Source organism: Pseudarthrobacter siccitolerans (assembly GCF_001046895.1).
Taxonomy (GTDB): Bacteria; Actinomycetota; Actinomycetes; order Actinomycetales; family Micrococcaceae; genus Arthrobacter; species Arthrobacter siccitolerans.
The window spans coordinates 326,691-347,567 of sequence record NZ_CAQI01000044.1; the positions used below are offsets into that span (position 1 = coordinate 326,691).

General features: G+C 66.8%; 15 protein-coding genes. 4 read left to right on the top strand and 11 right to left on the bottom strand.

Features of this window, described 5'->3' with window-relative positions:
* Positions 1-11: 11 nt before the first annotated feature.
* The 4 genes from ARTSIC4J27_RS12285 to ARTSIC4J27_RS12300 all read left to right on the top strand — a co-directional run bounded on the left by ARTSIC4J27_RS12285 (position 12) and on the right by ARTSIC4J27_RS12300 (position 5,828).
* A complete protein-coding gene (locus ARTSIC4J27_RS12285; protein WP_050055454.1) occupies positions 12-662 on the top strand; it encodes a DUF3000 domain-containing protein in 651 nt (216 codons plus the stop codon).
* Positions 663-751: 89 nt separating this feature from the next.
* The gene (locus ARTSIC4J27_RS12290; protein WP_050055455.1) at positions 752-2,083 is read left to right on the top strand and encodes an HRDC domain-containing protein; all 1,332 of its coding nucleotides are present in this window, start codon (positions 752-754) and stop codon (positions 2,081-2,083) included.
* 260 nt (positions 2,084-2,343) lie between these two features.
* Complete coding sequence (locus tag ARTSIC4J27_RS12295) at positions 2,344-3,651, top strand: thiolase family protein (protein ID WP_050055456.1); 1,308 nt, start codon at positions 2,344-2,346, stop codon at positions 3,649-3,651.
* Entirely contained in the window at positions 3,648-5,828 is a 2,181-nt protein-coding gene (locus ARTSIC4J27_RS12300; RefSeq protein ID WP_050055457.1) for a 3-hydroxyacyl-CoA dehydrogenase NAD-binding domain-containing protein, read from the top strand. The genes ARTSIC4J27_RS12295 and ARTSIC4J27_RS12300 overlap by 4 nt, the downstream gene beginning before the upstream one ends.
* Before the next feature lie 101 nt (positions 5,829-5,929).
* Here ARTSIC4J27_RS12300 and ARTSIC4J27_RS12305 read toward each other — a convergent pair whose 3' ends face one another.
* From ARTSIC4J27_RS12305 to ARTSIC4J27_RS12355, 11 genes are all read right to left on the bottom strand, one after another.
* Complete coding sequence (locus ARTSIC4J27_RS12305) at positions 5,930-7,492, bottom strand: ABC transporter ATP-binding protein (RefSeq protein WP_050055458.1); 1,563 nt, start codon at positions 7,490-7,492, stop codon at positions 5,930-5,932.
* A complete protein-coding gene (locus ARTSIC4J27_RS12310; RefSeq protein ID WP_050055459.1) occupies positions 7,493-8,230 on the bottom strand; it encodes an energy-coupling factor transporter transmembrane component T in 738 nt (245 codons plus the stop codon).
* A gap of 10 nt (positions 8,231-8,240) precedes the next feature.
* A complete protein-coding gene (locus tag ARTSIC4J27_RS12315) occupies positions 8,241-9,059 on the bottom strand; it encodes a hypothetical protein (RefSeq protein WP_050055460.1) in 819 nt (272 codons plus the stop codon).
* 148 nt (positions 9,060-9,207) lie between these two features.
* Positions 9,208-10,233 (bottom strand): nucleoside hydrolase, encoded by a 1,026-nt coding sequence (locus tag ARTSIC4J27_RS12320; protein WP_050055461.1) that lies wholly within the window; start codon positions 10,231-10,233, stop codon positions 9,208-9,210.
* A gap of 7 nt (positions 10,234-10,240) precedes the next feature.
* Complete coding sequence (locus ARTSIC4J27_RS12325) at positions 10,241-11,218, bottom strand: aldo/keto reductase (protein ID WP_050055462.1); 978 nt, start codon at positions 11,216-11,218, stop codon at positions 10,241-10,243.
* Between the two features lie 7 nt (positions 11,219-11,225).
* Positions 11,226-11,786 carry a hypothetical protein gene (locus ARTSIC4J27_RS12330; protein ID WP_050055463.1) on the bottom strand — a complete coding sequence of 187 codons (561 nt, stop codon included), beginning with the start codon at positions 11,784-11,786 and terminating at the stop codon, positions 11,226-11,228.
* Entirely contained in the window at positions 11,783-12,400 is a 618-nt protein-coding gene (locus ARTSIC4J27_RS12335; RefSeq protein WP_083435438.1) for a DUF402 domain-containing protein, read from the bottom strand. The genes ARTSIC4J27_RS12330 and ARTSIC4J27_RS12335 overlap by 4 nt, the downstream gene beginning before the upstream one ends.
* Positions 12,397-14,370, bottom strand: a complete 1,974-nt coding sequence (dxs, locus tag ARTSIC4J27_RS12340) for a 1-deoxy-D-xylulose-5-phosphate synthase (protein WP_050055465.1) — start codon at positions 14,368-14,370, stop codon at positions 12,397-12,399. The genes ARTSIC4J27_RS12335 and dxs overlap by 4 nt, the downstream gene beginning before the upstream one ends.
* Before the next feature lie 155 nt (positions 14,371-14,525).
* Entirely contained in the window at positions 14,526-17,351 is a 2,826-nt protein-coding gene (locus ARTSIC4J27_RS12345; RefSeq protein ID WP_050055466.1) for an aconitate hydratase, read from the bottom strand.
* A 164-nt stretch (positions 17,352-17,515) separates the two neighbouring features.
* Positions 17,516-18,895 (bottom strand): class I SAM-dependent RNA methyltransferase, encoded by a 1,380-nt coding sequence (locus ARTSIC4J27_RS12350; RefSeq protein ID WP_050055467.1) that lies wholly within the window; start codon positions 18,893-18,895, stop codon positions 17,516-17,518.
* Positions 18,892-20,868: an APC family permease gene (locus ARTSIC4J27_RS12355; protein ID WP_235436654.1), complete on the bottom strand. Its 1,977-nt coding sequence runs from the start codon at positions 20,866-20,868 to the stop codon at positions 18,892-18,894. Before ARTSIC4J27_RS12355 ends, ARTSIC4J27_RS12350 begins: the two co-directional genes overlap by 4 nt.
* Positions 20,869-20,877: the final 9 nt, after the last annotated feature.

Below are 20,877 nucleotides of genomic sequence, written 5' to 3' on the forward strand. Positions count from 1 at the left end.
AACCTGCGAAGGTGAACGCACTTGACCAGGTTCCCCCGGAATTTCTCCACGCCTTGGGAACCCTCAGGAAAGCCCGGTGCCGCGGGGAACTCCGCCTTGCGGAGATCCCCGCGCCGGCACGCCTGGCGCCCTTTGCCGTAGCTCTTGGCGCAGAGGTCCTGGCGCCAGGACCAAATACAGCCGCTACTCCCCTGCACGGTCCTGCCGCCATGGCGCTGGCTGCCGCCTCAGGAACAGCGGACGACGACGAGACAGAGTTGGCCACCGGCCGTTTTATCCTGCTCCACGACCCCGAGGGCTCGGCGGTGTGGGACGGCGAGTTCCGCATCGTTACCTATATCCGGGCGCAGCTCGAGCCGGAGATGGGCAACGACGAGATGCTGGGAACAGTGGCGTGGACCTGGCTGGTGGAGGCGCTCGAAAGCCACAAAGCGCCCTACCGCGCCGCCGGCGGCACTGCCACCCGGGTCCTCTCCGAAAGCTTCGGAACGCTGGCGGACAGGCCAGGGTCCATCGACATAGAACTCCGGGCTTCCTGGACTCCGGCCACCTCCGATGTCACCGCCCACCTCGAAGCCTGGTCCGACATGGTGTGCACTTACGCCGGCCTTCCGCCGCTTCCCGACGGCGTCACCCCGCTGCCGCAGCGGCGCCGGAACTAGCGGCGTGGCATGCGGCCAGGCGCGGGACGAAAGCGCGGCAGGGTTCCGGCGGCAGCCCGGAAGCGGCCGGCCGGTAAACTGAAGGCATCATGACCCCTAACATTCCGGAAAACACCACGGCCGGCGTCCCGGCTGCTGATACCGCACCCCACATCACGGTGGAGGGCTTTGACGCCCCCATCCCCCAGATCATTGAACTCGATTCGCCCCGCGACGGTGTTCCGCTGGTCATCGAAACGCAGGCCGGGCTGGAGCGGTGCGCAGCCGCCATCGCCGCCGGTACCGGACCGGCCGGCGTGGACGCCGAACGTGCCTCCGGCTTCCGCTACGGACAGCGCGCGTTCCTGGTCCAGATCCGCCGCGAGGGTGCCGGCACCTGGCTGATCGACCCCGAACCCTTCGACAACCTGGACATCATCAACGATGCCCTGCGCGGCGTGGAGTGGATCCTGCACGCCGCCAGCCAGGACCTGCCCTGCCTGCACGAGCTCGGGATGTGGCCGGACAAGCTCTTCGACACCGAACTCGCCGCCCGCCTGGCCGGCCTGCCCAGGGTAGGGCTTGCCGCCGTCATCGAACAGCTGCTGGGCTTCGGACTTGCCAAGGAGCACTCCGCGGCGGACTGGTCCACGCGGCCCCTTCCCGAGCCATGGCTGCGGTACGCTGCCCTGGACGTCGAGGTCCTTACCGAACTGCGCGAAGAACTCATCGAACTCCTCGAAGCGGACGGCAAGCTGGAGTATGCGGAACAGGAGTTCGCCGCCATCCTGGCTGCCGGACTGCCGCCTGCCCGTATTGACCCGTGGCGGAAAACCTCCGGCCTGCACCAGATCCGCGACCGGCGCCAGCTGGCCGCCGTCCGGGAACTGTGGCTGGAACGCGATTCCCTGGCGCAGAAGCGGGACGTGGCGCCGGGCCGGCTGATCCCGGACTCTGCCTTGGTTGCCGCCGCCAAGGCCATGCCGTCCACGGTGCCCCAGCTGCTGGGAACCAAAGGCTTCCACGGCCGCGCAGCCCAGCGCGAAGCTCCACGCTGGCTGCGCTGCATTGCCGCAGCCCGGGACCTTGAGGAACTTCCGCCGCTGCACCTGGCCACCAACGCGCCACCGCCTCCCCGGGTCTGGGCGGACCGGGATCCCGAAGCCGCCGCACGCCTCGCCACCGCACGGCCTAAGCTGCAGGAAAAGGCCGACCAGCTGAAGCTCCCCCTTGAGAACCTGCTGACCCCGGATTACCTGCGTCGGGTAGCGTGGCGGCCCCCGGCGGAGACCAGTGAGGCATCCATTGCTGCCGAGCTCCGGGCGTTGGGCGCCCGCGAGTGGCAGGTGGAACTGGCAGCGCCCCTGATTGCAAACGCGTTCCTCCACCCACAGCCGCTTCCGGCCAAAGAACCCAAACCGGACGTGGCCGCCGCCGGATAGCCTGCCCGACGCTCTCTCACTTAACGCGTGCTTTTTTGTAACGCTCTCTCACTTGATGCCTGAATATCGCTCACGCTCTCTCCCTCTCTTGAGGAAAGTGAGAGAGCGCCGGCCCAAAAGACGCATTAAGTGAGAGAGCGTCCCTTGGGGAGGGGTCTTGCCGGGTAAGTTACTGGCGAGTAACATGGAAAGCATTGCCGCTTGGCTGCCTGCCGTCTACCGGCATGCACCGGCGCCTACGTCTCGATGAGGAGTTACACGTGAGCACAGCCCGCAACAGCGGAGAGCGCAGCGGCGCATCCGCGCGCACTGTCCGGGACGTCGTTTTTGTCGACGGCCTCCGCACCCCCTTTGGCCGGGCGGGAGAAAAAGGCATCTACGCCGGAACCCGTGCCGACGACCTGATAGTGAAATGCATCCGCGAACTGCGGCGCCGGAACCCGTCGCTCCCGCCGGAACGCGTTGATGAAGTGGCCATCGCTGCCACCACCCAGACCGGTGACCAAGGCCTCACCCTGGGCCGGACCGCGGCCCTGCTGGCGGGACTTCCCAGGACGGTCCCCGGCTTCGCGATCGACCGGATGTGTGCGGGCGCCATGACGGCCGTCACTGCCACCGCCGGCGGAATCGGCTTCGGCGCCTACGACGTGGTGATCGCCGGCGGTGTGGAACACATGGGCAACCATCCGATGGGTTCGGGCGCAGATCCCAATCCACGGTTCATGTCCGAACGGCTGGTGGATCCCGCAGCGCTGAACATGGGCAACACAGCGGAGAACCTGCATGATCGCTTCCCTTCCATCACCAAAGACCGGACCGACGCTTACGCAGTGGCGTCACAAACCAAATTTGATGCAGCCCGGCACAACGGCCGGATCCAGCCGGACCTGGTTCCGGTTGCGACTCTGAAGCCGGGCCAGGGCTGGAGCCTCAACACTGTTGATGAACCGCCGCGGCCCGGCACCACTATGGAGGACCTGGCAGCGCTCCGCACCCCGTTCCGTCCGCACGGGCGGGTGACCGCAGGAAATGCCGCGGGCCTGAACGACGGCGCCACCGCCGCCATCCTGGCATCCGCCGATGCCGCTGCCGAGCTGGGACTGCCGGTCCGGATGCGGTTGGTCAGCTACGCCTATGCGGGAGTCGAGCCTGACGTAATGGGCATCGGCCCCGTCCCGGCGACCGAAAAGGCGTTGAGAAACGCCGGGCTGTCCATCAACGAGATCGGCCTGTTCGAAATCAATGAAGCCTTTGCCGTCCAGGTGCTCAGCTTCCTGGACCACTTCGGCATTGCCGACGACGATCCCCGTGTCAACCGCTACGGCGGCGCAATCGCGGTGGGCCATCCCCTCGCATCCTCCGGTGTGCGGCTGATGAACCAGCTGGCCCGCCAGTTCGAGGAGGACCATTCCGTGCGGTACGGAATCACCACCATGTGCGTAGGGTTGGGGATGGGGGCCACAGTGATCTGGGAGAACCCGCACCACGCCGAATACAGCGGAACCCTGCCAGGAGCATCCGAAGCCGGGACCGTCAACGCCGCAACCGTTTCCGAAGGAGCCGCATGAGCGCCGCAGATTTCACCAAGCTTGCCGATCTGTTCCCCCACGAGATCGTGACGCACTCCTATGTCCAGGACATTGAGCTGCCCGCGCAAGCCGGCAAGCCCAGCCCCGGTACCTTCGCCCTCATCACGCTGGACAACGGCCTGGACCACACCAAGCCCACCACCCTGGGGCCGAACACCCTGGTGGAGCTGGGCACGCTGCTTGAGGAACTACGGGAGCGGGCCGGCCGCGGCGAGATCGTGGGTGTGGGCGTAACCGGCAAACCGTACTTCCTGGTGGCCGGCGCGGACCTCTCCGCCGTCAAGAACCTGGAAGAGCGCGAGCACGGGCTCTGGATGGCCCAGCTGGGCCACGACGTGTACGCCACACTCGCCAACCTCGGCGTGCCCAGCTTCGCGTTCATCAATGGCGCAGCCCTGGGCGGCGGCCTTGAGGTTGCCCTGCAGTCCACCTACCGCACTGTGTCCACCGGCGCGGGTGCGCTGGCCCTGCCGGAAGCCTATCTTGGCCTGGTTCCGGGCTGGGGCGGCGTTTACCTCCTGCCGCGCCTCATCGGCCCGGAGAACGCGGTGAAGGTCATGATCGAGAACGCGCTCAGCAACAACCGGACGCTCACTGGCCCGCAGGCCTTCGCACTCGGCATTGCCGACGCCATGTTCGAACCCGCAGACTTCCTTGAGCAGTCCCTTGCCTGGGCCGGGAAGGTCATCTCCGGTGAGGTGACGGCGGAACGTCCCAACGCCGTCGACCCCGCTGATCCGGAAACGGCCGAGCGCTGGTCCGCGGCGGTGGCGGCCGGCCGGGCACTGGTGGAAGCGAAGACGTCCAATGCGGCGCCCGCTCCCGGCAAGGTCCTGGATATCATGGAAGCCAACCGGACCATGACCCAGGCTGAGTCCGCGGCACTTGAGTGCGAAACGCTCGCCGAACTCATGCAGACCGACGAATTCCGCGCCACCGTGTACGCCTTCCTGGACCTGGTCCAGAAGCGCTCCAAGCGTCCTGCCGGGGCCCCGGACCGCAAGCTGGCCCGCCCGGTGACAAAAGTGGGTGTGGTGGGCGCCGGCCTGATGGCCAGCCAGCTCGCGCTGGTCTTCGCGCGGCAGCTGAAAGTTCCCGTGGTGATGACGGACATCGACCAGGCCAGGGTGGACAAAGGCGTGGGCTACGTTCACGCCGAGGTGGACAAGCTCCTTGCCAAGCAGCGCATCAGCCCGGACGCCGCCAACCGCACCAAGGCCCTGGTGACCGGTTCGGTATCGAAAGACGTCTTCGCCGACGCGGACTTTGTGATCGAAGCGGTCTTTGAAGAGCTGAACGTCAAGAAAGAGGTCTTCGCCGAACTGGAGCGGATCGTCACCCCGGAATGCATCCTGGCCACCAACACCTCGTCGCTGTCTGTCACGGCCATGGCCGAGGACCTGCAGCGTCCCGAACGGCTGGTGGGCTTCCACTTCTTCAACCCCGTGGCCGTGATGCCGCTGCTGGAGATCGTCCGCGCCCCGCGGACCGATGACGCCGTGCTGGCCACCGCCTTTGAACTGGCCAAGGCCCTGAAGAAGACCGGGGTGCTGGTCAAGGACGCGGCCGCTTTTGTGGTCAACCGGATCCTCCTGCGGCTGATGGGCGAGGTGACGGCGGCCTTCGATGAAAGCACTCCCGCCGAGGTGGCCGACAACGCCCTCCGCCCCATGGGCCTGCCCATGACCCCCTTCACCCTCGGTGCGATGGTAGGCCTTCCCGTGGCACAGCACGTCCAGGAGTCGCTCCACGCGGCCTTCGGCGACCGCTTCACCGTGTCCGCCAACCTGCAAAAGCTGATCGACAACGGCGTGAGGGGCATGTGGGCTCCAGGGCCTGATGGCAGCCAGGTGATCCCGGAATCCACGCTGTCCCTGATGTCCTTTGGCACCAGCCCTTCCACCGCTGACGAGGTGTTGCGCCGCACCCAGGACGCCCTCGCGGAGGAGATCGGCCTGATGCTGGCGGAAGGCGTGGTGGCGGGGCCTGAAGACATCGACCTCTGCATGATCCTTGGCGCCGGCTGGCCGCTGTTCCTGGGCGGCATCACCCCCTACCTTGACCGGGTGGGCGCCTCGGAACGCGTCAACGGCAAGCGCTTCCTGCCCGCAGGTGTGGCGTCCCGCAGGTCAGCGGACAACCCGACGAAGGTGTAAAAGCGTGAAAGGCCAGCGCCACACCTGAAGCATCACACAAGGGCTCCGTCCGGGTTTCTCCGGACGGAGCCCTTTCGTTTATTGGCCGCACCCGGTTGGGGTCAGTGCGGTGCCAGCCGCCCGCCGTCGAGCGTTAACAGGCGGTCCGCCACCGAGCGCGCGTAGGGCACGTCGTGGGTGACGAGGACGACGGCGGCACCCGCCGCTGCTGCGTTCTTCACCGCTGCGTCCAGGAGCCGGAGCCCGTCCCCGTCCAGGGCGACGGTAGGCTCGTCCAGGGCCAGGACCGTCGGCTTACGGGCGAGCACCGTTGCCAGGGCAAGCAGCCGTTGCTGCGACGCCGGGAGCTCGATGGGGTGGGCTTCCGCAGCCCTCAACAACCCGACAGCAGCCAGTGCGGCCCCGGTCCTGGCCGCCCCTTCGCTGCTGCCGAACCGCCGGTCCAGGCCGAACCGCACCTCCCGGGCAGCCGTCCGTTCGAACAGTTGGTGCCGCGGGTGCTGGAACAGCAGGCCCACGGCCGCCGCCACCTCGCCCACAGGCCGGCCCGCAATGTCCTCGCCGTGCACCAGGACCGAGCCGGACGTGGGCCGCAGCAACCCGTTAAGGTGCCGCAGGAAGGTGGATTTCCCCGCCCCGTTCGGTCCGGTGACGGCAACGATCTCCCCGGGCATAACCCTGAGGTCGATCCCCCGGAGCACCTGTTCGGGCCTTTCCACCGCTGCCCCGCCGGTGCCTGGGCGGCCCTTCCTGCCGCCCGCCGCCTTGTCCGCGTACCCGAAGGCCACGCGCTGGAGCTCCAGGGCAGGGGTGGCCCTGGCAGCGATCGTGTCCCGGGCCTTCGCCCGTGGCTGCTGCCGCGCCTGCGGCCGGGTGCCAAGCCCACCAGTGCCGGTCCATCGGATGCCGCTGGGCAGCCGTCCAGGCGCTTCGGTAAGTTCAGCCGGGGTGCCGCTGGCCGTCACGGTGCCGCCGTCCAGCACAGTCCAGCGTTGAGCCGGAAGGAGCGCCTTGTCCATGGCCTGGCTGAGGATCACGACGGCGGTCCCCCGCCTGAGGAGCGCGTCCACCAGGTTTGCCAGTTCATCCGCCCCGGCCGCATCCAGGGAAGCGAAGGGCTCATCCATGATCAGCACGTCGGGTTCCGTGATGACGGCGCAGCCGACGGCAAGGCGCCGTAATTGGCCGCCGGAGAGCGTGTCCGGGTGGCGCTCCAGCAGCCCGGAAAGGCCAAGCAAATTAGCCGTCCGTTCCACGGCGGCCTTCATTGCCGTCCGGCCCACGCCCGCGTTTTCCAGTCCGAACGCCAGCTCTTCGGCGACGGTAGCCCGGACCGTGGACAGGATGGCCGACGCGTCCTGCGGGACAAAACCCACCCGCCGGCCCCACTGCGCCGGGTCGATGCGTGGATCATCTGGCGCGCCCCGAAACTGCAGCCTGGTTCCGGCAAGCGTCAACTGGCCGAGTAACCGCCCGCCAGGTCCCGGCGGAAGCCAGCCCGCCAGGATCCGGCCGAGAGTGGATTTGCCGCAGCCGGACGGCCCCAGGATTGCCGTAAAGGTTCCGGGTTCAAAGGAGAGATGCACGTTGTGGAGGACCGGCGCATCGTCGTCGTGGAAAGCGAAGCCGGCGATGCGGGCGGCGAGGATCGTGTTGGATGCCACCTAGGCTCCCGCCGGGAGTAACCGCGCGGCCACCGTCATGGCGGCGGCCAGCAGCAGGACAATCCGGAGCCCCCGTTCCCACGGCCGGTCCGGAACGTCGCGGTAGCTGGTCCGCGGGCCAGCGCTGCCAAAACCGCGGGCGTCAAGGGCGGCGGCGCGGAGTGCGGCGTCCTCCACCAGGGCGGACACCAGGGGCACTGCCTGCAGGTGGAACGCTGCGGCCCGGGCCCGGAGCCCGCGCCGGATCACCAGTCCGCGTGCTTCCTGGGCCTGGCGGATGCGCTCAAGCCGGGAGGTAATGGCAGGCAGCAAGGTGAGGGTGGACGCCAGCACGAAGGCAAACCGCCCGTGCACCCCTTTGGCCGATAACGCCGCGGCCAGGTCCGGAACGCTCACGCTGAAGGAGAACACCAGGAGGACAAGGACCGCGGCGGAAAGCTGCGCGGCACGCTGGAGTGCGAAGGAAACTCCTTCGGAGGTTACCCGCGCCGGCCCCCACTCGGCCAGCACGGTGCGGCCCTCCGGGAAAAACAGGCCATGCAGCACCAGCAGCGACAAGCACAGCGGCACCAGGATGGCAGCTGCCGCGGGCAGGAGCCTGCGGAGCGTACCGGCCCAGGCCGCGAGGCCCGCTGCCGCCATGATCACGGCGAGCGACAGCGGCAGGTACGCCGCCGCCGTCGTAATGATTGCCGTACTGCCGGCGGCCGCCAGGGAGGTCAGCGGATGTAATCGCATCAGGAGGCGGTCAGGCGCCCTGTTCCGGAGCCTTGCCGGCCAGCACGCGGTGCCGCCGGACAAACGGGAACTGCAGGCTGGCGCGGCGGGGCAGGGCGTAGATGAGCAAGGCCACGGCGGCGAACACGATGGCTTTGTCCATGGGGTCCGAGATCAGGGCCTGCTTGGTGATGGCTGCCAGGAGGCTGTCCCCCATGGAACGGAAGGCGCTCACGATGGCACCGGTGGCAACGCCGGAGGTGCCGCCGAAGACGAAGGCGGCCACCGGGGCGGAGACCACTCCGCCGATGATGCCGGTGACGAATCCGGCCACGGGTGCCAGGTAGAAGCGGCGGAAGAGTCCGTAGCGGGCGGCAAGGCCGGCGAGGCAGCCGATCAGCGCGGCCCCGGCGGCGAAGGGCAGCACGGTGGGGTTGAAGAAGGACCAGACAATGCTGCTCAGTGCGCCGGTTGCCGCCCCCGCCGCGGGGCCGGCGAGGACTGCCACCAGTACGGTGCCGATCGCGTCAAGGTAGAACGGCACCAAGGTGCTGCCCACGAACTGGCCCAGGACGATGTTGAGCACCAGTGCGACGGGAATCAGCACCAGGGTGGACGTCGGCAGGGTGGGCAGGACAGCCACGATGAGCAGGATGGCGCCGGCCAGGAAACCGGACAGTGCGATCAGGGCTGAGGCGCTTCCCGGTCCGCCGGTAATGTCAGTGGGCTGGTTGAGGACCAGGTAGAGGTAGGTGCCGGCGATGGCCAGGGCGCCGAGGATTTCCAGCAGCCGGCGTTTACGGGCGGCGGCAGGTGACGTGGCGGGCAACGTCAGGGAGTGCGATGACATGGAGTTCCTTCAGGGTGCGCACGGACGGCCCGGGAAGCCCGGGCCGGAGGAAGCGCTGCTTATGTCACCTCGGCAGCGGCCGGCAGGCAGCCTGCGCCTGTCCGGTCCGCGGACAATTCTACCGCGGTGCTCCCCCAACCGCGCCGTCTCAGCCCAGCCGCCGTGCCAGGCTTCCGACGGCGGACACCAGCTCCCGGAAGGCGGCTTCCGGATGGTTTGCGGACACCACCCGGGCATTCGGCGGTACTCCCCAGAGGCCGCGGAAGTCGGCCACAGTAGTGCCCATCAGCATCTGTGAACCGGTTTCCACGTCCACGCTGGCGGGCCGGGCCTCGAAGTCCAGCGTGCCCGCGGCCACGCCTGCCGCGAAGTAGTCGTGGACGTGGGCCAGGTAGCCCTGGTCATAGTGGCGGTGGAATTCGAAGTAGAACCGCAGGGCGTCGGACAAGTGCCGCACCAGGGTATTGTCCGAGGTGCTGCGCAGGCCTTCCGGCTGGTCGGGCAGGACCAGTTCGGAAACTGTGGCACCAGCAGCCTCCGCCAGCTGCCGGACATGCTCCGGGTGCAGTTCCATCCGCTCGGTGGTGTCCAGGGAGCAGACGATGGGGAGCTTTTCCAGCGGCCTGCCCTGGAAGGCGGCATAGACCTCCTTGGCCGCGTGCGGGTCAACGTGGGTGTTCCACTCCGCGGTGGGCGTTGTGTTGCCCTGGTGGTAGAAGCTGCCGCCCATAATGACGACTTTCGCGAGCAGCTCAGGCAGCCGCGGTTCCTTCCGCAGGGCCAGCGCAAAGTTGGTCAGGGGTGCGGTGATGAGGGCGGTGAGCTCCCCCGGCCGTGCCCGGGCGTGCTCAACCCACAGGTCCACGGCGTTCCGCACCGAAACAGTGCCTTCGGGTTCCGGCAGGACCGCGTATCCGATGCCTTGCGGGCCGTGGGTTTCGGGGGTGGTCAGCAGCGGTATGGCCAGCGGTTTGCGCGCCCCGACGGCCACTTCCACTCCCGGCCGGCCGCACTGCTCCAGCAGGGCCAGGGTGTTGCGCGCCACTTGGTCCGCGTCCACGTTTCCGGGCGTGGCGGTGACGGAGACGAACTCCGAGTCCGGCAGGGCGGCAAGGTAGGCGAGGGCCAGGGCGTCATCGATGCCCGTGTCCACGTCCAGCAGGAAGGCTGTCATGCCGGCCCTAAAAGAGCGCCACCTTGGGCGCTGCGGGGAAAATGCCGTCCAGCTCCGCGAGGTCCTTTTCGGAGGGGATCCAGTCCGCAGCTTCAGCGTTTTGCTGCACTTGTTCCGGCCTGGTGGCCCCGGCGATAACGCTGGCAACAGAGGGCTGGGCTGCCAGCCAGGAGAAGGCCACCTGGATTTCGCTCAGGCCGCGTTCTTTGGCGAAGCTGCTGAACCTGCCCAGCTGGTCCCAGTCGGCCTCGTGGACCATGTGCTTGCGCGTGTGGCTGAGCCGCGAGCCGTCCGGCGCATGCCCCGGAGCGTACTTGCCGGTCAGCAGGCCGTTGGCCAGGGGGAAATAGGGAAGGACGCCCAGGCCGAACTCCTCCGCCGCCGGGGTGACCTCAAGCTCAGCCCGCCGGTCCAGGAGGTTGTAGTGGTTCTGGGTGGAGATGAAGCGTGCGCCTCCGAGTTCGCGGGCAACGTACTCCGCCTGCGCTATCTGCCACCCGGCCCTATTGGAGTGGCCGATGTAGCGGACCTTGCCGCTGGTGACCAGGGTGTCCAGGGCGGACAGGGTTTCGTCGATGGGGGTCAGCGGGTCCGGCGTGTGGAACTGGTACAGGTCGATCCATTCGGTGCCCAGCCGGCGCAGCGAGGCTTCCACCGCCTGGAGGATGTAGCGGCGCGAACCGCGGGCACCAAAGTCCGGGCCGCTCGCGCCTTTCATGTCCATACCGAATTTTGTAGCAACCACGACGTCGGCCCGCCGGGCGCCGAGCGCCTTGCCGAGCATTGTTTCGCTGAGCCCGGGTTCCCTGCCGTAGGTATCGGCAACGTCGAACAGCGTGATTCCGGCGTCCACCGCAGCGTTGACCACGGCGTCGGTAGCCTCCTGCGATTCGGTCGGGGTGTTGGCCCGGCCGAGGTTGTTGCAGCCCAGGCCCACCGTGGAAACGGTCAGGCCGGATTTTCCGACGCGGCGGTAGGTGGTCACGGAACTCCTAAAGGCTGAAGGTGTTGGCGGGCTTTGCTGAGTGCTTGAGCTTGAAGTTCTGCGGATCGCCGTGCGGGGCCGCGCCGATGCTGAGCTTGGTGAAGTCCAGGTCCTCGTTCCGCGCGCATACCTTGATGGCGCTGACGGCTTTGTTGACCTCGGGGCACAGGCAGAAGATGTTGAGTCTGAAGTCGGTGAATTCGGTGCGTTCCACCGTGCCAAGCCCCCGCCAGGCCAGGTGGCTGATCAGGGCGTCCTTGGCCTTTTCCTCCAGGTAGCGGTCCCGCTCAGTGCCCTCCCTGGTCTTGAGGGCGAACTGGGCCACCACCCAGAACTGCTCCTCCTCCGGGATCTCGGCGTAGCCGTCCTCGGCGCACTGGACCGCAAATGCGTCCAGGAGTCCTTCGGCGGCCGCCGCGTCCGGCACATCGGTTTCCTCAGTCTTGCTCTGGTGGCCCACCACACCGTAGTTCATCACGAACTGCTCGTAGTCCTCATCGAACCAGGCTTCGCGGAAGTGGAGCGTTCCCTCGTCGTCGCGCTTGTAGACCCTGACAATTCCGCTCATAACCGTCCCTTTGTAAACCATTCAACGTCGGTGCCGTCGAAGGGTGCCTGCTCCGCCTTCACGGCCTGGTAAAGCTGCCCGGCGGAGGCCTCGAGGGATTCCACCAGGCTTGCCGGGTAGTCCATGGCCACGCGGTGTTCGGCGAACTCGTCCTCGTCGTCGATGAACACGCCCCGGTCTGCTGTCCGCACCACGTCCAGGTCCATGTCGATGACGTGGAATTCCGTGACGGTGGGCCGGATGGGGTTCCATTCGTGCGCCACGGCCAGGTCGATGTAGATCCGCACGCCGCCAGGGTGGGCGTCGTCGTAAAACGTGGCCACCCAGTCGCCTTCGCGGGGTATCAGGAGGACCGCGTCCGATTTTGTGTAGAACGCGGCACCGGGCCGGGAGCAGAATTCGTTGGTTCCCTGGAAGATCCACCAGCCGTGCCGGTCCTCGCCCAGGTAGCGCCCGGGAACAACCCAGTGCGCTTTGCCGTTCCATTTGCGGTTCCGGGCCACCACCAGGTGGCCGGGTTCAAGCGCCTGTGGTTCACGTGCGGGGCCGGGCTGCCTTTCTCCTGCAGGCTCCCCCACAACGCCCGGGTACTTCAGTAGGTCCTCTCCCCTCACAGGATCGGAAGGCTGCCGGTGGTGGGATGCTGCTGGCCCGGCAGGGGACGCGCAAAGGGGACCTTTGTCCCCAGCACCTGGGCTACGACGTCGTGCGCAATCTGCTGGGCCGTCAGCCCCACGCGTTCCAGTACCTGGTTGCGGGTTCCGTGGTCCAGGAATTCGACCGGCAGGCCCACCTCGTTCAGGGCAGTGTCCACACCGGCGGCGCGCATCTCCTGCCGGATGCGGGAGCCCACGCCGCCGGCACGCACACCGTCCTCGATGCAGATCACCAGGCGGTGGTGCGACGCCAGCGCGATGATGGACGGCGGAACCGGAAGCACCCAGCGCGGGTCCACCACGGTGGTGCTGATGCCCTGCGCGCCGAGCCGGTTGGAGACATCCAGTGCCAGCTCTGACATGGCGCCCACGGAGATAATCAGTACGTCGTTCTCGGTGGATCCGGAGGGCCGGCGCGAGAGGACGTCCACGCCGTCGCTCAGGCGTTCCAGCGCCTCCACTTCGGCGCCCACTGATCCCTTGGAGTAGCGGACCACCGAGGGAGCGTCGCTGATGGCCACTGCCTCGCGGAGTTCCTCGCGCAGCCTGCTGGCATCGCGGGGCGCGGCCAGGTGGAGGCCGGGGACGATCTGGACCATGGACATGTCCCACATGCCGTGGTGGCTGGCACCGTCCGGGCCCGTGACGCCGGCGCGGTCCAGGACGATGGTGACGCCGGCCTTGTGCAGGGCGACGTCCATCAGGAGCTGGTCAAAGGCACGGTTGAGGAAGGTTGCGTACACGGCCACGACGGGGTGGAGCCCGCCGAAGGCCATGCCGGCCGCTGAGGTCAGGGCGTGCTGTTCGGCGATGCCGACGTCGATCACGCGGTCCGGGTGCCGGGCGGCGAACTTGTGCAGGCCCACGGGGATGAGCATGGCGCCGGTGATGCCCACCACGTCTTTGCGTTCATCGGCGATGGCGGCGATTTCGTCAGCGAAAACGGAGGTCCAGGATTTGGCGCCGGCGGTACCCGTGGGCTCGCCGGTTTCGGGGTCGATAATGCCGACCGCGTGGAACTGGTCAGCCTCGTGCGCACGGGCCGGGGCGTACCCGTGCCCCTTTTCGGTCATGGCGTGGACAATGACCGGGCCGGCATAATTCCTGGCCGTGGCGAGGGCGTGCTCCATGGCCTGGAGGTTGTGGCCGTCCACGGGGCCGATGTACTTCATGCCGAGGTCCTCGAACATGCCCTGCGGGGCCCACCAGTCCTTAATGCCCTTCTTCATGGCATGCAGGCTCTTGTAGGTGAACTGGCCCACGGGTCCGCCGTTTTGCAGCTTTTTCTTCCACCAGTCCAGGGCGCGTTCGTAGGCCGGGGTAGCGCGGAAGGAGTCAATGGTGGGGCGCAGGGAGGCGAGGTAGTCGGCAAAGCCGCCGACTGTTGGAGCGTAGGACCTGCCATTGTCATTGACCACGATGACCACGCGGCGCCGCTTGTCGGCCGCGATGTTGTTGATGGCCTCCCAGGCCATGCCGCCGGTCAGTGCGCCGTCTCCCACCACAGCGACGACGTGCCGGTCGCCTTCGCCGGTCAGCTGGCGGGCACGGGAGATCCCGTCAGCCCAGGACAGCGAGGAGGAGGCGTGGGAGCTTTCCACGATGTCGTGCTCGGACTCGGCCCGGTCCGGGTAGCCGGAGAGGCCGCCTTCCTGCCGGAGGGTGCTGAAGTCCTGGCGCCCGGTCAGGAGTTTGTGGACGTAGGACTGGTGTCCGGTGTCAAAAACGATGCTGTCACGGGGCGAGTCGAAGATGCGGTGCACGGCCAGCGTGAGTTCCACGACGCCGAGGTTTGGTCCGAGGTGCCCGCCCGTCTGGGAGACGTTTGTGATCAGGAAGTCCCTGATCTCCGAAGCCAGCTGGTTCAGCTGTTCTTCGGACAACTCGTTCAGGTCCTGCGGATTCCGGATGGTGTCCAAGATTCCCAATGACCCCTCCTTCGGGTGGTAGACATGCCGTTTAACTCTAACGCCTCGGTCCGCAGGACCAGACCCGCCTGCAAAGCCCGGATACAAAGCCGAAGCCCCGGCTGGTCGGTGACCGGCCGGGGCTTCGGATGCTGCTGCCTGCTGGGTAGAAACCGCTAGTTTGCGGAGATCTGGCGCAGCACGTACTGCAGGATGCCGCCGTTGCGGTAGTAGTCCGCTTCACCCGGGGTATCGATGCGGAGCACGGCGTCGAAGGACTTTGCGGACCCGTCTTCGGCGATGGCGGTGACCTTGAGGGTCTTCGGCGTGGTGCCCTCGTTCAGGGCGGTGACGCCCTCAACGGAGAACGTTTCCGTGCCGGTCAGGCCCAAAGTCGCAGCCGATTCGCCGGCCGGGAACTGCAGCGGCAGGACGCCCATACCGATCAGGTTGGAGCGGTGGATACGCTCGTAGCTTTCGGCGATGACAGCCTTGACGCCCAGCAGGGCGGTACCCTTGGCAGCCCAGTCACGGGAGGAGCCGGAACCGTATTCCTTGCCCGCCAGGACCACCAGCGGGGTGCCGGCTGCCTGGTAGTTCTGGGCAGCGTCGTAGACGTAGGCCTGCGGGCCGCCTTCCTGCGTGAAGTCGCGGGTGAAGCCACCTTCGACGCCGTCCAGGATCTGGTTCTTGATGCGGATGTTGGCGAACGTTCCGCGGATCATCACCTCGTGGTTGCCGCGGCGGGAACCGTAGGAGTTGAAGTCCTTGCGCTCCACGCCGTTGGCCAGCAGGTACTGTCCGGCGGGGGTGTCGGACTTGAAGGAACCGGCCGGGGAGATGTGGTCGGTGGTGACCGAATCGCCCAGCTTCAGGAGCACGCGTGCGCCCGCGATGTCCTTGACCGGCTCCGGCTGCGCCTTCATGCCCTCGAAGTACGGGGGCTTCCGGACGTAGGTGGAGTTCGGATCCCAGGCGAAGGTGTCACCGGCGGGGGTGTCGAGTGCCTTCCAGCGGTCGTCGCCGTCGAAGACGCCCTCGTAGCCCTTGGCGAACATGTCCTTGTCGATCGAGGAATCGATGACCTGCTGGACCTCAACCGGGTTGGGCCAGATGTCCTTCAGGAAGACATCGTTGCCGGCCTGGTCCTGGCCCAGGGCGTCGGTTTCGAAATCGAAGTCCATGGAACCGGCCAGGGCGTAAGCGATGACCAGCGGCGGGGAGGCCAGGTAGTTCATCTTGACGTCCGGGTTGATGCGGCCTTCGAAGTTGCGGTTGCCCGAGAGGACGGCCGCGACGGCGAGGTCGTTGGCCTGGATGGCCTCCGAGACTTCGGTTTCCAGCGGACCGGAGTTGCCGATGCAGGTGGCGCAGCCGTAGCCCACGATGTAGAAGCCAAGCTTCTCCAGGTAGGGGGTCAGGCCGGACTTCTCGTAGTAGTCGGTGACTACCTTGGAGCCGGGTGCAACGGACGTCTTGACCCACGGCTTGGACGTGAGGCCCTTGTCCACGGCGTTGCGTGCCAGGACCGCGGCGGCCAGCATGACCGAGGGGTTGGACGTGTTGGTGCAGGAGGTGATGGAAGCGATGGTGACTGCACCGTGGTCCAGTTCGAATTCGCGTCCGTCGGCCATCTTCACGGGCACCGGCTTGGTGATGCGGCCCGCTCCGCCGTGCCCTGCCGAGTACTTCGGGGGCTCGCGGTCAGTGTCGGAGACGTGGGTTGCGCCGCTGGTGAAGGAGGGCGAGTCAGAGGCCGGGAAGGTCTCCTCGAGCGATTCGTCCAAGGTACCGGCGTCGGCATCGTGCGAGACGTAGTTCTTCAGGTCGTGGCGGAACTCGTCCTTGGCCTCGGTGAGTTCGATGCGGTCCTGCGGGCGCTTGGGGCCGGCGATGGACGGAACAACCGTGGACAGGTCCAGTTCCAGGTACTCGGAGAACTTGATGTCGCGGGAGGCATCGTGCCAGAGGCCCTGTTCCTTCGCGTAGGACTCAACGAGCGCAACGTTCTGCTCGGAGCGGCCGGTGAGGCGCAGGTAGTCCAGGGTGACGTCGTCGATCGGGAACATGGCGGCCGTGGAACCGAATTCCGGGCTCATGTTGCCGATGGTGGCGCGGTTGGCCAGCGGCACAGCCGCGACGCCTTCGCCGTAGAACTCCACGAACTTGCCCACCACGCCGTGCTTGCGCAGCATTTCGGTGATGGTCAGCACCACGTCGGTTGCCGTGGCGCCGGCCGGGATGCTGCCGCTGAGCTTGAAGCCCACAACGCGCGGGATCAGCATGGAAACGGGCTGGCCAAGCATGGCGGCCTCGGCTTCGATGCCGCCGACGCCCCAGCCGAGCACGCCCAGGCCGTTGACCATAGTGGTGTGTGAATCGGTACCGACGCAGGTGTCGGGGTAGGCGCGGACCACGCCGTCAACTTCGCGGGTCATGACGGTGCGGGCCAGGTATTCGATATTGACCTGGTGGACGATGCCGGTTCCCGGCGGGACCACCTTGAAGTCATCGAATGCCGTCTGGCCCCAGCGCAGGAACTGGTAACGCTCCCCGTTGCGCTGGTATTCGATCTCCATGTTGCGCTCCAGTGCGCCGGAGTTGCCGAAGGCATCGATCTGGACCGAGTGGTCAATGACCATTTCGGCAGGTGCCAGCGGGTTGACCCGCTTGGGGTCGCCGCCCAGTTCCTTGACCGCTTCACGCATCGTCGCCAGGTCAACCACGCAGGGAACGCCGGTGAAGTCCTGCATGATCACGCGTGCAGGCGTGAACTGTATTTCTGTATCGGGCTGGGCGTTGGGATCCCAGCCTGCCAAGGCGCGGACGTGATCGGCAGTGATATTCGCGCCGTCCTCGGTCCTCAACAGGTTTTCAAGCAATACCTTGAGGCTGAACGGAAGGTTTTCTGCACCTTCAACGGAGTTCAACCGGAAAATTTCGTATTCGGTTCCGGCTACATTAAGTTTGCCTTTTGAACCGAAGCTGTCCACAGTGCTCATCGCAGGACTCCTCTCGCAACAGTTTCATCTTTGTCGCGCGGTTGACCGCCTGCTAGTTAGGAGGCCCTAACTATTCAGGGCCTGAAAATTGCACACGGCCGGCCGTGGATACGGAGCGCGACGTGGGACTACTACCGCCATAGTAGTCGAAATACGAAGCGGCCTCAGGGACCTGGAGTCAGCAGGGCAACCGTCTCCAGGTGATGCGTGTGGGGGTAGAGGTCGAAGGCCCGGAGGGCCTTGAGCTCCCAGCCGGCCTTCCGGAAGTACCCCACGTCGCGGGCGAACGACGCCGGGTCGCAGGATACGTAGGCAACGGCACGGGGGTGCGAGTCAACAAGCTGGCCCACCACCGCTTTCCCGGCCCCTGCCCTCGGCGGGTCCAGCAGAAGGGCGTCGAAGTCCCGTGTTTTCTGGCGCAAGACGCGTTCGACGCGGCCCTGGACGACCTCCACCTGCGGTGCCGCGTGCAGGTTCTTTCGCGCGTCCCGGCTGGTTCCCGGTGCGCCTTCCACCGACAGGACGGAGCCGGTTTCGCCCACCGCGTCGGCCAGGACCGCCGTAAAAAGGCCTGCTCCGGCATACAGGTCCGCCACCACGGCCCCGGGGTTGAGGAAGCCGCCGCCCTGCAGGAATTCTGTGACGGTCCCCACAAGTGTTTCGGGCGCGTCGCGGTGGATCTGCCAGAATCCGGCGCCGGTCACCCGGTAGTCGTGGCCGGCGGCTGATTCCTGCACCCACAGCCGTCCGCGTATTTGTTCAACGGCCTCTGTGACGGGATCAAAAGCCGCAACGGATACGTCGTCGGGCAGCTGGGCGGCGATGGCCCTGAGCCGTTTGGGTTTGGTGCCCTCCGCCGGCGCCAACAGCACCAGCGGGCGGGAGCCGTTAGCCGGCGCTGCCACTTCCACCCGCTCCACGCCCTGCAGGTCGATGTCCCACAGGCGCAGGGTGTTGATAGCGTCGATGGCCAGCGGCATTTCGCTGACCGGGATGATGTGCCCGGAACGGTGGGCGTGCATCCCCAGTTTGCCGCCTGGGGTGACCGAGAAGCTCGCGCGGGTCCGCCATCCGAGGCCGCTGCCGCCGTCGGACGCCTCCCCCACCGCCTCCACGGACGTGCCTGCCCAGCTGTCCGGCAATTGCTCGACGCCGGCGAGCCGCTGGAGCTGTTCGGCGAGCACATCTGCCTTGAGGCTGCGCTGGCGGGCCAGTGCGATGTGGCCGAATTCGGCTCCGCCCACCGGCGGATGGCCGTGCCGCCACGCGCGGCGGGAGTCCGCCGGGTGCCAGAAATGGTCCACCCGGTCCGGTGAGGCCTCAAGGACGTCCACCACGTCGGCCCGCCAGAACTTGGCCTTGTCGTCGGCGTCGGTGAGCCTTGCCCGCACCTTCTCTCCGGGGATGGCGTGGCGGACAAAAATGACGCGGCCCTCGTGCCTGGCCACGCAATGGCCGCCATGGGCAACGGGCCCGACGTCGAGCACTGCTTCGGTGCCGGTTTCTCCGGTGGGTGCCGGCTGGGTTTGTGTCTTTGCGGTCATTGCACGTCCTGCAGGTTCTTCGCTTCTTCGGATGATTTGAGCTGCCACGGAACGCTGGCCACCATCACGCCGGGCTCAAAGTGCAGCCGGGTCTTGATGCGCAGGGCGGTCTGGTTATGGACCAGTTGCTCCCACCACTTACCCACCACGTACTCGGGGATGTAGACCACCACGAGGTCCCGGGGTGAATCCCGCCGCATCTGCTTGACGTACTCCATGATGGGCGTGACGGTCTCCCGGTAGGGGCTGGCCAGCACCGTCAGCGGCACCGGAATGTCGAGCCTTTCCCAGTCGGCCACGGTGTGTGCCGTTTCCTCGGGATCGATGTCCACGGTGATGGCGTCCAGCCGCGACGGCCGGGACGCCCGGGCGTAGGCCAGGGCCCGGAGGACGGGCTTGCGGACGTGGGACACCAGGAGGACGGCATGGACGCGGGTGGGCAGGGCGCGCGGCGAGGAATCCGCATCCACTGCCAGTTCCCTGGCCACGTTGTCGTAGTGCGCCCGGATGCTCCACATGATCAGGAAGAGCACGAACATGGCCAGCAGCGCAATCCAGGCGCCCTGCTCGAACTTGGTGATCAGGACAATCACCAGCACCAGGGCGGTCATACCGAAGCCTACGGTGTTGATGGCCCGGGATTTCGCCATCCGGCGCCGCACTGCCTTGTCCCTGGCCAGTTTCAGTTCCCTGCCCCAGTGCCGGATCATGCCCAACTGGCTGGCGGTGAAAGAGATAAAGACGCCCACGATGTAGAGCTGGATAAGTTTTGTGACATCGGCGTTGAACGCGATGATCAGCACCAGGGCGCCGGCGGCGAGGGCCAGGACGCCGTTGCTGAAGGCGAGCCGGTCGCCCCTGGTGCGGAGCTGGCGCGGAAGGTAGCCGTCCTGGGCGAGGATGGAGCCCAGGACCGGGAAACCGTTGAACGCGGTATTCGAGGCAAACACCAGGATCACGCCCGTGGCGGCCACCACGATGTAGAACGGGATGGAGCCCGGGCCGAAGATGGTCTGGGCGATCTGGCTGATGGCCGGGTTCTGGATGTACCCCTCGGGCAGCGGGCTGCCGTTCAGGAGGAACTCTGTGGCCGGGTCCAGCACAATATGGACTTTGGTGGCGTTGGCCAGGTAGATGATGCCCGCCAGCATGGCCGCGCCGATGACGCCCAGGAGCAGCAGCGTGGTGGCGGCGTTTTTGCTCTTGGGCGCCTTGAAATTCGGAACGCCGTTGCTGATGGCCTCCACCCCGGTGAGTGCCGCGGCGCCGGAGGAGAAGGCGCGCAGGAGCAGGAAGGCCCCGGCCAGGCCCACCAGCCCTTCGTCGAAGCCGGCGGCGGGGACGATGGTGAAGGCAGCGGACGGCGCCTCTCCCAGCTGCCCGGTGGCAGCCTGGAAGATGCCGACGGCGGTCATGCCGAAAATGGATGCCATAAAGATGTACGTGGGCACCGCGAACAGGCTGCCGGCTTCCTTGATGCCGCGCAGGTTGACCAGGGCGAGGATGACAACGCCGATGGCGGCAATGGTCGCCTGCCGGCCATGGAGCGACGGGACCGCCGTGGTGAGGTATGTCGCCGCCGAGGACATGGACACGGCCACAGTGAGCACGTAATCCACCAGGAGGGCCGATGCAACGGTCAGGCCGGCGTACTTGCCCAGGTTTTCGTTGGCAATTTGGTAGTCGCCGCCGCCGGAAGGGTACGCGTGGACATTCTGCCGGTAGGAGGCCACGACTGTCAGCAGCACCACCATCACGGCCAGGCCCACCCAGGGTGAGAACGCCACGGCACTGACCCCCGCAAGCGCCAGGGTCAACAGGATTTCGTCCGGCGCGTAGGCTACGGATGACAGCGCGTCCGACGCGAAAACCGGAAGCGCGATCTTTTTCGGGAGCAAGGTGTGGCCCATCCGGTCATTCCGGAACGGCCGTCCCACCAGCACGCGCTTGACCGCGTTGAATATTGTCAGCACCCCACAAAG